The sequence below is a fragment of the Pedobacter suwonensis genome, from assembly GCF_007833675.1.
In the GTDB taxonomy this organism is placed as follows: domain Bacteria; phylum Bacteroidota; class Bacteroidia; order Sphingobacteriales; family Sphingobacteriaceae; genus Pedobacter; species Pedobacter suwonensis.
The window spans coordinates 2,778,376-2,792,277 of record NZ_CP031708.1; the positions used below are offsets into that span (position 1 = coordinate 2,778,376).

Below are 13,902 nucleotides of genomic sequence, written 5' to 3' on the forward strand. Positions count from 1 at the left end.
CTATTTTCAAAGGGCTCAAAATGCCCTAAATCTGTCTGTAATTGATCCCTTATTTCTCCAACACATCTTTAAATTTGTATGGAAAATTTAAACCAAAACCAATGGAAACCTATCATCGTGCGGGACATGAAAAAGTAAACGGCATTAAGATGTACTATGAAATTTATGGCGAGGGCGAAATGCCACTGGTACTGATACATGGTGGCGGTTCAACCATTCAATCCTCCTTCGGCAGACTACTTCCGTTTTTAGCAAAATCTGGGCGGATTATAGCAATTGAACTTCAGGCACATGGACGTACCAGCGACCGCAACCAGGCAGAATCTTTTGAGCAGGACGCAAAAGACGTAGTGACTTTATTACATCAGCTAAGCATAACGAAGGCCAATTTTCTGGGTTTCAGCAATGGCGGAACAACAACTTTGCATATTGCAGCACACCATTCGGCTGTGGTGAATAAAATTATTGTTATTTCGGCAAACTACCAGCGCGAAGGTTTGATTGAAGGGTTTTACAATGGGCTTGAAAATGCCACCATAGATCATATGCCAGAGCCGCTTAAAGCGGCTTTTTTAGCCGTAAATCCTAATCAGGATGCATTGCAGGCCATGTTTGAGAAAGACAAACAGCGCATGCTTGATTTTGTCGACCTCAGCGACAATGATCTGAGGGGAATTGCCTCCGATACACTTTTAATGGCAGCAGATAAGGATGTGATCAAACCTGAACATGTGGTTAAAATGTCGAGATTGATTCCGAACGTGCAATTGCTTATTCTGCCAGGCGTGCATGGTGCTATGATCGGCGAAAACCTGAACCCTGGTATAAGCGACAAAACGATAGCGATGACGGCGCATCTGGTAGAGACTTTTTTAAACCAATAATGAAGTGACTAAGAGTGTATTGGGTTTAATGCACCTAAAATTACCCTCTCCTTATTTAGCTTTTGATATCTTTGCGGCATGGAACATGTATTGGATAATCCGATTTATTATGCCCTAACATCCGGGCATAGCCATATCTCAAAAGGCACTGATGAAGTAAAATATTATATCGAAGATATTACTGCGTTTGCCGGGTTAAAAGATAATTCTCAGGAGAATTTAAATACCCTCTATAAAATCAGCCCGCCAGAAAGTCTTTTCGTATTTTTTTCTACAACTCCGGTTGAAATACCTGGACAATGGAAATTGTTGAACCAGATTAACATGTTTCAATTTGTTTTTCGTAACAAAGAAATACCCAAAACAGGTGCAACCGGAATAACAGATCTCGACCTGCAACATGTTACAGAAATAATCAATCTGGTAGAGCTGACCAAACCGGGTCCGTTTTTGGCCAGAACCATTGAGCTGAGCAATTACACCGGCATATTTACGGAAGGAAAACTGGCTGCCATGGCCGGACACCGGTTTTTCCCAAGCCCTTATCGGGAAGTGAGTGCCGTTTGTACGCATCCTGATCACTTAGGAAAAGGTTATGCCTATAAAATTTTACAGGAACAGATCAAAAGAATATTACTCCGTGCTGAAACACCCTTTTTGCATGTTAGAAATGACAATGATGGCGCTATTAAACTTTACCAGAAACTGGGTTTTGAAATCAGAACAGATATGATGGCCTACGTGATCAGGAAGGAAGCATAAGCCAACAAGAGAATGTTTCTAAATAGAAAACTACTTAAAAACTAACATTTCTATGCTGTAGTTTTGTACCAAACTAGCACATACATGTCAAAAACAAAACTTACCATTAACAATAACGGCTCCGTTAAAATAGAGGGCGATTTCGAGATAGTAGATAAAAACGGGAATGCTTATGACCTGCAGGGCAGAGAAGTCGTTTCAATCTGTCGTTGTGGTTTATCTAAAAACAAGCCTTTTTGCGATGGCGCCCACAAAGGCCATTTTGAGCATGAAGCCATTGCATTTGATCTTCCACCTAAAAAAGTTTAATAAACAGCATTTAAAAGCATCAATCTTTCCGGGTTGGTGCTTTTTTGTTCCAGGCGCAACAAATCCAGTTTGTAGCTGGGTATAATTCCTCGATAAGGAGTAATTTTATTTTAAAAAATTTTAATTAAAATTCGCTATACATAATCTTAAAATCCTGCATTAGCTAACCATCTCCCTACTTTTACAGGAACATTTTTCTGCAATTTGGTGTTATGTTGAATAAATAATCTACATCATGGCAAAAGAAAAGAAAAAAAGCAAAAAGAAGAAGGATAAAAAGAAAGGTAAAAAAAAGAATAAGTTAGGCGTTAAAAACTCGTTGGTGAACAACATTAATGCCCGAAAGAAAAAAGGCAAGTCGAGATCAAAAAAGAAATCGAAAATCAGCAAAAAAGCCTACAAAAAAATGCAAAAAGGCTGGAAAAAATAACATTTGGTGATACTGTTCTCATGACAGCCACCTAAAACTATCCAAACGATACTTATTTCCAAAAAGATAGCGACATCCTTAATTAAAGCTTGTAAATTTGCATGATGGAACCAGGAAAACAACACCGCAACAAAGAAACCTGTACGGCAAGTTTAAATGCGGTAAAAGATGCCCTATATGTATTAAATGGGAAGTGGAAGTTTCCGTTAATTATCGCTTTGCAAGATGGCCCTAAGCGATTTAATGAAATACAGAAATCGCTTGGAGAAATTACGCCCAAAATATTATCGAAGGAACTCAAAGACCTCGAGTTAAATGAGTTTCTGGTTCGAAAAGTATTTTCCACCACCCCTGTTACCGTAACTTACGAGCTTACCCCCTATAGCGAATCGCTTGACCGGGTAATTAATGAGCTAAGAGAATGGGGTTTAAAACATCGCGAAAGGCTGGTTAAGAACAGGAAAAACGAACATACCACTGCTGAAACACTGGTTTCCCTTTAAATGTAAACATGAACAATGATCTCCACCTATCGGCCTGAACGAGTAAAAAAGATAATGATAAAATTCAACTATCTTTGTACAAAATAAAATCCATGGCGGTATTACATAAAAAAGAAGAAAAAATCCAGGCAGTGCTAGGTAGGTTGCCTAAAAAATATACAGACGAACAATTTGTAGAAATGTTTATTAAACTCTACTCTAAAGACTGGGGAAAAATTAAATCAGCTTATATTAAGCAATCTCAGGATAAAGAACCGGGAACCATCATCAATATGCCTAAACCAGAGGTGTATTTAAAACAGGTCCTGGCCAACTACCTGCAACAAAATAATACGCCTAAAGTAGTAGAGCTTAAAAAAGAACCTGCTATAGAAGTAACTGCTCCTGAAGTAAAGAAAGCTAAAACTCCGGCTAAGAAAAAAGCCGAAGCAACTGAAACGCCTACAGCAGAAGTTAAAAAGGCTAAAGCGCCTGCAAAGAAAAAAGCTGAGGTTACAAAAGAAATTCCAGTAGCAGAAAAGAAAACAAAAGCAGCAGCAAAAAAGCCTGCAACAAAAAAATAAAAATATTTTACCTCATATACAATAAATCACCTTTTTGGTTGTTTATATATCTGAGAGCGTTAATTTAGATGACGGGGATAGGTCGGTATGATTTATCCCCGTTTTTTTTGGCTTTTTTCCATATCTATTTTTCATTGTCATGCTGAGCCGTGCGAAGCATCTTTCATTTTAGTATAATACCTTACTTCGTTTTTACCTATCCAGAAGTTTTACATCCAATTGTAAATTTTATCCGTTTAATTGGCATATCGGAAAAAGTCGATATACATTTGCAACATGGATCAAGTAGAAATATTTAAAGCCCTTTCCAATAAAACACGTTTACAGATTTTAACCTGGTTAAAAGCGCCTGAGTTACATTTTCCGGAACAGCCAAATGCCGATTTTGAAAATGTTGGTGTTTGTGTTGGTCAGATCCAGATGAAAAGCGGCCTGTCGCAAAGCACCATTTCAGAATACCTGTCCATCTTACAGCGTGCTGATTTAATCAGTTCTACACGACTGGGTCAATGGACTTATTACAAACGCAATAAAGAAGGCTTAAAAAAATTAAGCGATATCATTAATACCGAAATATAATTTAAAAATATATGAATACAGATAGTTTATTCAGGCCATTCAGCCTTAAAACTTTGAATATCAAAAATAGAATTGTAATGGCACCTATGACGAGATCATTCTCTCCGGGCGGAGTGCCAACACCTGAGGTTGCTACTTATTATGCAAAAAGAGCGGCCGGAGAAGTAGGCTTAATTTTGTCTGAAGGAACGGTAATTAACCGTCCATCTTCTTCTGCAGATCCAAACATTCCACATTTTTATGGTACAGAAGCTTTAGCAGGATGGCAACAGGTGATTAATGAAGTTCACCAGGCCGGCGGGCAAATGGGTCCACAAATCTGGCACCAGGGAATTATGGAAAACCATGCATCAGGCTGGTTGCCCGATGCACCTTTTGAAGGCCCTTCAGGTTTTAACAAACCGGGTTTTGAAAATGGTGTACCGATGACGGATGCGGCTATTGCCGATACCATTGCTGCTTTTGGTCAGGCCGCAGCTGATGCCAAGAATTTAGGTTTTGACACAGTTGAAATACATGGTGCACACCAATATCTGATTGATCAGTTTTTTTGGGATGCTACCAATAACCGAACCGACATTTATGGAGGAAAAACCTTAGCAGAGCGTACCCGTTTTGCCGTAGAAGTAATTAAAGAAGTACGTAAAAGGGTTGGCGAAGATTTCGCTTTGATTATCCGTTTATCACAATTTAAACCCGCTGCTTACGATTTCAAATTGGCTAAAAACGAGCAGGAAATGGAAGAATGGTTAACCCCACTCGCAGAAGCCGGAATTGATATTTTCCATTGTTCGCAACGCCGTTTCTGGGAACCGGAGTTTGAAGGTTCTGACCTGAATTTTGCCGGATGGGCGAAAAAAGTAACAGGTAAGGCCACCATTTCAGTAGGTTCAGTTGGTTTAGATGGTGATTTTTTTGGTGCTTTTGCGGGACAAAGTTCGCAGCCTAGCTCGCTAGATGAATTGGTGCGCAGAATGGACCGTGGCGATTTTGATTTAGTAGCAGTTGGACGTCCGTTGTTAGCAGACCCTAACTGGGTTGAAAAAATTAAACATAACCGCTTGGATGAATTGAAAGGCTTCAGCAAAGAAGCTTTGATGCAACTGGTATAAGAACTATATTTTCTCTTTAAGTTTAAAAGCATCTCGAAAGGGATGCTTTTTTTGTTTCTGGTGTTGTCAGATGTTACCATCTGACACACCTCTCAAATATTAATTGTGGAGTTGTTCTCTTTCTAATTTCTTAATACCATTTTTAGCCAGTCAAATGGTAACATCTAAATGCACATAAAAATTTTTCTGCCACGGAAATACTAAGCACGGAATCTTTTTGGATAATTATGAAAGCAATACCTGTAATACTTCGGTTGCTCCAGCCCCGCCCTTTGCTTAATCCGACTGAAAATTCGGGATAACGCTGTTGTCCGGGTTTATTTCACTTCTGATAACAGCAATGCCGTAGCCATCTAAACCCGATCGAAGCGGGATGCCAATTCCTTCCAATTGGCAGAAGCGGGAGCGGGACTACAGTAGCCTAAAAGCTTCTGTTACTGCTTTCCAAATAAAATTAAACGACCAACTTTGTCACCTCAATCAATTCTGTGAGGTCAGATGTTTACATCTGACACGTACACAATCTTTATTTCAATTCTTTCGAGAATACACATCACTAAATGCCGTTTTTATAGATTTAGCTTCGCTGAGCCATCGGGTTCCCGATTCCGTTGCACTTCACTCGAAATGACGTGACAAATAGAATTTCAATTTAAATCCCAGTCTTTTTCCATAAATTCACGTCATCAAAAAATTGATTGTCCCATGTCGAACATTAAACTTATTATCGAAGAAAGACCTGCAAATATTGGCAATTTCATGGTGGGCAGACTCCTCCCTTTCCGTGAAAAACGTATGGTTGGGCCATTTTCATTTATTGATCATATGGGGCCTGCCGCAATGAGCGATCATGAAAACCTTGATGTTCCACCTCATCCGCATATCGGTTTATCTACCCTAACTTTCTTGTTCGAGGGCGAGATTACGCACAAAGACAGTTTAGGATCGGATATTGTGATTAAGCCTGGACAGGTAAACTGGATGACTTCCGGAAGTGGCATTGTACATTCAGAAAGAACCCCTGAATACCTTAGGCATACGGATAAAATGCTTCATGGCCTGCAGATCTGGGTGGCTTTGCCAAAAGCTTTAGAACAGATGGAACCCGAATTTTTCCATGTGGAAGAGGCAGATATTCCGGGCTGGACCCAAGATGGTGTCCATTTTAAATTGATTGCCGGGGAGGCGTTTGGTTATAAATCTCCAGTACCTGTATACAGCCCTTTATATTTTTTAGAGTTAAAGAGTGCTAAACGCCAGAAAGTGAATATTGGCGACTATCTTTTCGGCGAAAGTGCCCTTTATATTTTAGAAGGCGCAATAGAAAGTGACGGACATATTTTCGAACCCCGCCAGATTCTAATTGCCAACGATGCCAGACTCTGTGAATTTACCATGCACGCAAATACCACGGTTTACATTTTCGGAGGTGAACCTTTTCCTGAAGAACGTTTTATTTACTGGAACTTTGTAGCCTCTGATAAGGAATTAATTGAAAAAGCAAAAATAAAATGGCTGGAACAAACCTTTAAACCTGTACCTGGAGAAACCGATTTTGTGCCTTTACCAGATCCCATCCGCAATATTAAACACTAATTCCTCCTAAACAGATTCATATTTACAGAAATAGCCACGCCTGTTGACGATAACCTGCTATTGCCATAACCGATATCGGTTAACGGAATTTTCATAAAAGGTTTAGCGCTAATGCTTAAATTATGATTGATTTTGTGCTGAAACTCTATACCAACATTGGCTATACCTAAATAATGCTGGTTCGCATTTTTTACTTCGAAATTTTGCGGACCCTGATAAGTGCCGTTGTAGGAAAAGCTATACTTTTCTTTTAACATTAAATAACTCGATAAACCTGTACTTACAGAAATAGAATTACGGCGGTTATCAAAAACTTTGTAATTTAAATTGATCGGGATATCCAATACGTCACAATTGGCATGGATGTTTGATGGTTTTATGCTGAATACATAGTTTGTGTTGGGCTTGTATAAGCTAAAATCCGAATCGTAAATTTTCTTTGCATAAGATGCCCCTGTAGTAACACTCAGTTTTTTTGTTAGGATAACGGTCGCTTCTATGCCCAAGCCTCCACTTAAGCTACTTTGCCCTGATTTTTGTACGCTGGTTAAATCGGGCGCAGCCAGAATACTTAATATCAATCGCGGTTTCTTCTTAAAAACAGGATATTGAATTTTTGCCACCCTACCCTGAGCAGGCTCAAACACCAGGTTTTGTTTTTCAAATGCTATTGGTTCGCGCTCAATACTTATTTTCGGTTTATAAATTACATCAAATAATTGGTTACTGTTATCACCGCTGGTTTCCATGCCTTTTAGTGAAGCGGCCCGTGTTTCAGTGCCCTTTTGCACACTGGTGGCTTTTTCTGTATCATGATGACCAGCCAATAAACTTCCTTGTCCATTTCCGGCAGAACTATTTTCATCTGCTGGCTTTTTAACCAGCTCTTCTTTATCATTTAAAGGCTTACCGGCATTATTGTTTTTTTCTATCTTGGTTTTAACCTGTCTGTCTTTGGACTGATCAGCATCGGGTTTAACCAACAAATACACCACCAGCAACATGGCAGCTATCCCGGCTACGGCAGTTAGCCATATTATCGGCACTGTTCTCCTTTTTGGTGATGGATGCAACCTTTCCTCCAGATTATCCCAATCTAAATCATTAAAAGGATGGTCGGGATTTTCCAATCCATCCTTAAATAATTTATCTATATCTTTTCCCTCTTTCATTGCATATTTGTATTTAACCTTACCTGTAAAAGGTTCCTGTCTACCTCCGAACTTCTCACCTGGTAAGTGTTCGTCTCCGTAGCTTTTAACATTTCCTGTAGTTTTTGCCTTGCCTTAAACAGGTTAGATTTTGATGTACCTACCGATATTCCCAACATTTCGGCAATTTCTTCATGCGTATAGCCATCTATAGCAAAGAGGTTAAATACGGTACGATAGCCTGGACTTAGTTCTTGCACCAGCGCCAATAAATCCTGATAAGCCAGCTTATCATATATAGAACTTACCTCCGCTACATATTCATGATCGGTAACATCCACATGATCTGCAAATTTAAGATTGGCACGATAGTAATCGATAGCAGTATTGGTTATAATGCGCCCAAGCCAGGGCAAAAAAGCTTTGGTAGGTTCATATTTGGCAATGTTCTTAAACGCTTTAAAAAAACCATCGTTCAAAATTCCCGCAGCATCTAACCGATCATTTGCATAACGCAAACAGATACCCATAGCAAAGCTGTAGAAATGTTGATATAGCGCTTTCTGACTATCTCTTTCATTTCTAATGCAGCCTTGAATATACTTTTGTATAAGAATATCTTCTTTGTCGCGCTTAGCGGTCACAATTCTCCTTTCAAAACACATTACGATCAGGAACAACGAAAGGTTGCTTCAAAATCAATCTTTTTTTAAAATATCTGTTATTATTCATTTTGACTTAAAAACCTTCGTTATGGAAGCAACCATTTAAAACCTGTGGGCGTAATAGCAGCATATCAATTTTTATTAAAGTTAAAACTTAAAACAAAATCTTATGCTAATCTACTTAAAAAGAAATCTATTGGCTGTACTTTGTATAGCTGTAGTATTTACTGCCTGCAAAAAAAGCAATTCAGATGAGCCAACAACTCCGCCAAACAATAACAATAAAGGAATCCAATTGGCAAGCGACGCCAAATTCGGCACTGTATTAACAGATAAAGATGGTAAAACCTTATATTTTTTTGCTAATGATGCCGCAGGAGTACCTACTTGTACAAATGGTTGTGAAACCAACTGGCCACTTTATTACAGTGCCGATGCCAGTACAGATTTAAACCTGAATAAGGCAGAAGTAGGCGAGGTTACCCGTACAGATGGGCGTAAACAAAGTACTTACCGTGGTTACCCACTTTATTATTTTTCCGGCGATGCTGCTAAAGGAGACATTAAAGGCGACGGTGTTGGCGGGATCTGGTTTGTGGCAAAACCTGATTATTCGTTGATGTTGGCCAATGCACAACTGGTAGGGGCTGATACCAAAACCTATACCAGTACTTATGTAGAGGGAACTGGACTCACCAAATACCTTACTGATGCATTTGGCAGAACACTTTACGCCTTTGCTCCCGATAAAAACGGATTAAATACCTATACAAAAGGCACAACACAAGAAGGATTCTGGCCGGTTTACACTTCTGAAATACAGAATGTTCCATCTGTAATGGCAAAAACAGACCTGGGTGTAATCACAGTAGCCAGCGTGAATAAAAAACAACTTACCTACAAAGGATGGCCATTGTATTATTTTGCATCCGATACCAAAAGAGGCGATAATAAAGGAATTACTATCCCGGGATCGGCAGCTCCGGGATCAGTTTGGCCTTATGTTTCAACCACAACCTCGGTTGCTCCGGCACAATAAAATATTTGGGGTTGGGCAAATAGAATGGTCGGCTGTGTTTTTACAGCCGGCCTTTTATACCTCTAGTAAGGCTTGTTTAATTTTTTCGGCTGCTTCAGTCAATTCCTCATTGCTTGGCTTTAACTTTTCTTTGCTGAAATTCATATCGCTTACATTATTCATCGGGATTAAATGAATATGTGCGTGCGGCACTTCCAATCCGATGACCGAAACGCCTACTTTTTTGCATGGAAAAGCTATTTTTACACCTTTTGCTACAATTTTAGCAAACATCCACAGGCCAACATACAAGTCTTCCTCCATATCGAAGAGGTAGTCTACTTCAATTTTTGGGATAACCAGCACATGGCCAGCAGTTAATGGCGAAACATCTAAAAATGCTAAATATTCTACAGTTTCAGCAACAACATGAGCAGGAATTTCGCCTGCAACGATTTTAGAGAAGATAGTCATAACGTGGAAGGTTAAAAGGTGGAGGGAGCTGGGCGGTTAAGATAAGTGTTTGGCGGTAAGCGGCTAACGCTTATCGCCAAATGTTATCCGCTTATCTGGATATCTCTAAAACTTCAAATTGCATTTTGCCTGCAGGCACTTCGATTTCAGCAAGTTCTCCTACCGATTTTCCCAATAAGCCCTGTGCAATGGGCGATTTCACAGAAATCTTTCCGGTTTTTAAATCGGCTTCACTCTCTGCCACCAATTGATAGGTCATGGTTGCCCCATTTTTAACATTTTTTATTTTTACAATTGATAATGCCAGTACCTTCGATAAGTCCAAACGCGACTCATCGATCAAACGTGCATTTGCCAATGTATTCTGTAATTTAGCTATTTTAGCTTCGTGCAGCCCCTGCGCTTCTTTTGCGGCATCGTATTCTGCATTCTCCGATAAATCACCTTTATCCCTTGCTTCTGCAATTGCTTTAGATATTAGCTGACGACCGGTGGTAGTTAAATAATGAACTTCCTCTTTTAATTTATCTAACCCTTCTTGGGTGTAGTAGGTTACCTCTGTCATTGCTCTATTAATTTTGTTCAAACGCTATAAAAAACAAACAAGACTATATAGTTGGTTTGCTACATAGTCTTGCTTCAATTATAACGAAGATAAAATGTGGAAATTACAAAAGCAAATAAAAGATTAAGATTTAACGGAATTTTAGCTTTCACCATCTTTTTTTTACGCGAAACTGTTTTCATCGCGAGATTAATCGATCATTTATATAACATTCAATCGCACAGGTATTCAAAATTCAATCATTAATTTTAATTTAGCTTAAATTATTCTTAAAAATGAAAAAGTTATTTTCTATTGCCCTGCTCGTTTGCCTGGGTGGCTATACAGTTTCTGCACAGGAACTTTACATGCCCCGGAATATTAAAGCAGCCTATGCTAAAGGTACACGTGCCATGAACGGGAAACCCGGGCCAAATTATTGGCAAAATCATGGCAAATACAATATGGATATCCAGGTAGATGCCGAAACCAAAGTAGTTAGCGGTAAAGAAGAAATTTTATACAGCAACAACAGTTCAGACACCTTAAAAAACCTGGCCATACGCTTTGTAAATAACCTGCATAAACCCACCGCACCGAGAAGTGGTGCAGTTAGCGAAGATTTTTTGAGTACAGGTTTAAATATCAAGGCCTTTTGGGTAGATGGTCAGAAATATAAGGTGGACAGCAAAAACTGGGGAACGGTTGGGAATGTTACGCTAAAAAATCCTTTATTGCCAAAATCTAAAATCACCGTTAAAATTGAATGGGATTACCCCTTATCAAAAGAAAGCGGACGGGAAGGACAGATTGATCCAAATTCTTTTTTTGTGGCCTATAGCTACCCCCGTATATCGGTCTACGATGATTATAACGGATGGGACCGCATTCCACACACTGACAGGGCCGAATTCTATAATGACTTTAACGATTATGAATTCTCAATCAAAGCCCCTAAAAACTATGTGGTTTATGCAACCGGAGATTTCCTCAACCCTGATGAAGTTTTACAACCGGAGATTTCTGCACGTTTAAAAAAATCATATAATGGTGATGAAGTGATCCATATCGCCACCGAGCAGGAAATGAAAGATGGTAAGGTAACACAACAAAAAGACTGGAATACCTGGAAGTTTGCGGTAAACCACATTACCGATGTTACTTTTGCCTTGAGTAATCACTATGTTTGGGATGGTGCCAGCGTAATAGTGGATAAAAAGACCAATCGGCGTGCCAGTGCCCAGGCAGCTTACAACCCAGCTACAGGAACAGATTTTGTCAACTCGGTTAAATACAACCTCACTGCTCTGGATTGGTTTTCCAACAACTGGCCGGGAATCCCTTACCCTTATGTTAAAACCATTGCTTTTCAAGGTTTTGCAGACATGGAATATCCAATGATGGTGAACGATTCTCAATTTGGCGATCCGGTATTTGCACAATTGGTTCAGGACCATGAAGTTGCCCACACTTACTTTCCTTTTTACATGGGCATTAACGAAACCCGTTATGCCTATATGGATGAAGGATGGGCCACCACATTCGAATATTTAATCGGCATTGCCGAGCATGGCAAACAGGCGGCAGACGATTTTTACAGGAAATTTAGGGTGAATAACTATATTAATGATAAATCGGCAGAAGAAGACCAGCCCATTATTTCGATGTCTGATCAGGTTTCGGGCGCAGGTTATGGAAACAACTCTTACGGGAAAGCTTCATTATCTTATCTGGCACTTAAAGATATGCTGGGAGATGATTTATTTAAAAAAGCACTGCACACCTATATGAGCAACTGGAACGGCAAACATCCTATCCCATGGGATTATTTCAATTCCATGAATGCAGGTTCAGGGCAGAATTTAAACTGGTTTTTCCAGAACTGGTTCTTCACCAACAACTACCTCGATTTAGCCATAAGCAAAGTAACACCAGCAAAAGGAAAATCAACTGTAACCATTGAAAACGTGGGCGGATTTGCCATTCCGTTTGATATGGTGATAACCTATACCGATGGGCAAACCGAGACTATACACAAAAGCCCGTCAGTTTGGAAAGCCAATCAAAAAGAGCTGAACATCGCGCTGAATACGGCTAAAAAAGTAAAATCGGTTGCATTGGATAACGGAATCTTTATGGATGCCACACCGAAAGATAATGTTTGGTCAGGACAATAGTTGACGGTATGCGGTTTTCAGTTGGCAGTATGAACCGCCAACTGAAAACTATTAATGGGGACTGAAAACTTTATTGTCAGCGTTTGCAACGCGGATTACAGAACCCCGCATTTGTAATGCGGTTAACTAAAATTTTTAACGGTTGACTCGTCATTCTCTCCCAGTTTTTGTGATAACTGCAAATTGAAAACTGCAAACTAATAACTGATAACCGGCTGATGTTTAACCGGAAAATTTAAAGAATTGGCTATAAAACACATTTTATTGGCTTCTTGGTGTAGCGATTCTGCCAGTTCATAAGTCGCCTGATCAGCAATTAAGATTTGAGGATGCAGGATAACTTCTCTAAAACGGCCGCTTCCATCAGCCGATTCTTCCATTGTACCTACTGCTTCATCTTTATAATCAATAACCACTATTCCATTTTTGGAGCATAAGTGTAAATACCAGAGCATGTGGCAGCTGGAAATTGAAGCCAAAAGCAAATCCTCAGGGTTGTACTTAGATTTATCGCCTAAAAAAACAGAATCAGACGAGCCCGCAATATCGGCTTTACCTTTTACTGAAATTACATAATCTCTGTCGTACGAACGGTAATCCATTGTACCTGATCCTTTGTTGCCCGTCCAGGTAACGGTGGTCGAATATAGATGATCTTTCGGCATAATAAAACTGGTTAGATTGTATTGCCAATTTAAGAAAATAAAATGGAGATTTATCTATTTCTCGCCTCTACTTTCAGACCTATGAGGTTTTAAAAACCTCATAGGTCTCACCGAATATAATGCCCTTTTGAATTTAAAAACGATTTGAGCAATTCATAGTTTCTTTCATCAGCGTCGATATTAATATGCTTGTCAGTTTCCATATAACAACATTCAAAACAGATATTAAGCGCAGAAATTATTTCTCTTTTCTTATTGTAAAATATAATCGCATCCCTGTAAATAGGCGCACAAAGCCACGAAGGTAAATTCAAGATATCAGTTTCTAGAATACTGATCAGTATAAATGCATCTGCATCATTACGCTGAAATGAACTTATTTTTTGTGAAGAATTATTTAATTTCTTATCTAAATCGATTATACGCTGATCATGCCAGGATATTTCCCCAGTATTCCTATTCGTTTCCGA

16 protein-coding genes are annotated in these 13,902 nt (G+C 39.3%); 11 read left to right on the forward strand and 5 right to left on the reverse strand.

Annotated features, from left to right (window positions below; all coding sequences use genetic code 11):
• Positions 1 to 101: 101 nt before the first annotated feature.
• The 9 genes from DV942_RS11265 to DV942_RS11305 all read left to right on the forward strand — a co-directional run bounded on the left by DV942_RS11265 (position 102) and on the right by DV942_RS11305 (position 6,738).
• The gene (locus DV942_RS11265; protein ID WP_145857563.1) at positions 102 to 884 is read left to right on the forward strand and encodes an alpha/beta fold hydrolase; all 783 of its coding nucleotides are present in this window, start codon (positions 102 to 104) and stop codon (positions 882 to 884) included.
• A gap of 78 nt (positions 885 to 962) precedes the next feature.
• Positions 963 to 1,646, forward strand: coding sequence for a GNAT family N-acetyltransferase (locus DV942_RS11270; RefSeq protein WP_145857565.1), 684 nt, complete (start codon positions 963 to 965; stop codon positions 1,644 to 1,646).
• An 84-nt stretch (positions 1,647 to 1,730) separates the two neighbouring features.
• Positions 1,731 to 1,955, forward strand: a complete 225-nt coding sequence (locus DV942_RS11275; protein ID WP_145857566.1) for a CDGSH iron-sulfur domain-containing protein — start codon at positions 1,731 to 1,733, stop codon at positions 1,953 to 1,955.
• 235 nt (positions 1,956 to 2,190) lie between these two features.
• Complete coding sequence (locus DV942_RS11280) at positions 2,191 to 2,385, forward strand: hypothetical protein (RefSeq protein ID WP_090984532.1); 195 nt, start codon at positions 2,191 to 2,193, stop codon at positions 2,383 to 2,385.
• 101 nt (positions 2,386 to 2,486) lie between these two features.
• Positions 2,487 to 2,888 (forward strand): winged helix-turn-helix transcriptional regulator, encoded by a 402-nt coding sequence (locus DV942_RS11285; RefSeq protein WP_342354910.1) that lies wholly within the window; start codon positions 2,487 to 2,489, stop codon positions 2,886 to 2,888.
• Positions 2,889 to 2,980: 92 nt separating this feature from the next.
• The gene (locus tag DV942_RS23475; RefSeq protein WP_186462473.1) at positions 2,981 to 3,451 is read left to right on the forward strand and encodes a hypothetical protein; all 471 of its coding nucleotides are present in this window, start codon (positions 2,981 to 2,983) and stop codon (positions 3,449 to 3,451) included.
• A 276-nt stretch (positions 3,452 to 3,727) separates the two neighbouring features.
• Positions 3,728 to 4,030, forward strand: a complete 303-nt coding sequence (locus DV942_RS11295; RefSeq protein WP_090984537.1) for an ArsR/SmtB family transcription factor — start codon at positions 3,728 to 3,730, stop codon at positions 4,028 to 4,030.
• Between the two features lie 11 nt (positions 4,031 to 4,041).
• Entirely contained in the window at positions 4,042 to 5,142 is a 1,101-nt protein-coding gene (locus DV942_RS11300; RefSeq protein WP_145857567.1) for an NADH:flavin oxidoreductase, read from the forward strand.
• A gap of 705 nt (positions 5,143 to 5,847) precedes the next feature.
• Positions 5,848 to 6,738: a pirin family protein gene (locus DV942_RS11305; protein ID WP_145857568.1), complete on the forward strand. Its 891-nt coding sequence runs from the start codon at positions 5,848 to 5,850 to the stop codon at positions 6,736 to 6,738.
• Here the strand turns inward: DV942_RS11305 and DV942_RS11310 are convergent.
• Together DV942_RS11310 and DV942_RS11315 are read right to left on the reverse strand one after the other, a co-directional pair.
• On the reverse strand, positions 6,735 to 7,910 hold the full coding sequence (locus DV942_RS11310; RefSeq protein WP_145857569.1) for a hypothetical protein: 1,176 nt from the start codon (positions 7,908 to 7,910) through the stop codon (positions 6,735 to 6,737). The two genes, DV942_RS11305 and DV942_RS11310, sit on opposite strands and share 4 nt — an antisense overlap.
• Positions 7,907 to 8,533 (reverse strand): RNA polymerase sigma factor, encoded by a 627-nt coding sequence (locus tag DV942_RS11315; RefSeq protein ID WP_244950880.1) that lies wholly within the window; start codon positions 8,531 to 8,533, stop codon positions 7,907 to 7,909. Before DV942_RS11315 ends, DV942_RS11310 begins: the two co-directional genes overlap by 4 nt.
• Positions 8,534 to 8,723: 190 nt before the next feature.
• On the opposite strand from DV942_RS11315, the gene DV942_RS11320 reads away from it, so the two are divergent.
• Positions 8,724 to 9,593 carry a hypothetical protein gene (locus tag DV942_RS11320; RefSeq protein ID WP_145857571.1) on the forward strand — a complete coding sequence of 290 codons (870 nt, stop codon included), beginning with the start codon at positions 8,724 to 8,726 and terminating at the stop codon, positions 9,591 to 9,593.
• A 54-nt stretch (positions 9,594 to 9,647) separates the two neighbouring features.
• Here the strand turns inward: DV942_RS11320 and DV942_RS11325 are convergent, their stop codons facing one another.
• A complete protein-coding gene (locus DV942_RS11325) occupies positions 9,648 to 10,046 on the reverse strand; it encodes an HIT family protein (protein ID WP_145857572.1) in 399 nt (132 codons plus the stop codon).
• Between the two features lie 91 nt (positions 10,047 to 10,137).
• Positions 10,138 to 10,611: a transcription elongation factor GreA gene (gene greA, locus DV942_RS11330; RefSeq protein ID WP_090984552.1), complete on the reverse strand. Its 474-nt coding sequence runs from the start codon at positions 10,609 to 10,611 to the stop codon at positions 10,138 to 10,140.
• Positions 10,612 to 10,886: 275 nt separating this feature from the next.
• Between greA and DV942_RS11335 the strand changes: the two genes are divergently transcribed.
• Positions 10,887 to 12,767, forward strand: a complete 1,881-nt coding sequence (locus DV942_RS11335; protein ID WP_145857573.1) for a M1 family metallopeptidase — start codon at positions 10,887 to 10,889, stop codon at positions 12,765 to 12,767.
• A 197-nt stretch (positions 12,768 to 12,964) separates the two neighbouring features.
• Here DV942_RS11335 and DV942_RS11340 read toward each other — a convergent pair whose 3' ends face one another.
• Positions 12,965 to 13,432, reverse strand: coding sequence for an OsmC family protein (locus DV942_RS11340; protein WP_145857575.1), 468 nt, complete (start codon positions 13,430 to 13,432; stop codon positions 12,965 to 12,967).
• Between the last annotated feature and the right edge of the window lie 470 nt (positions 13,433 to 13,902).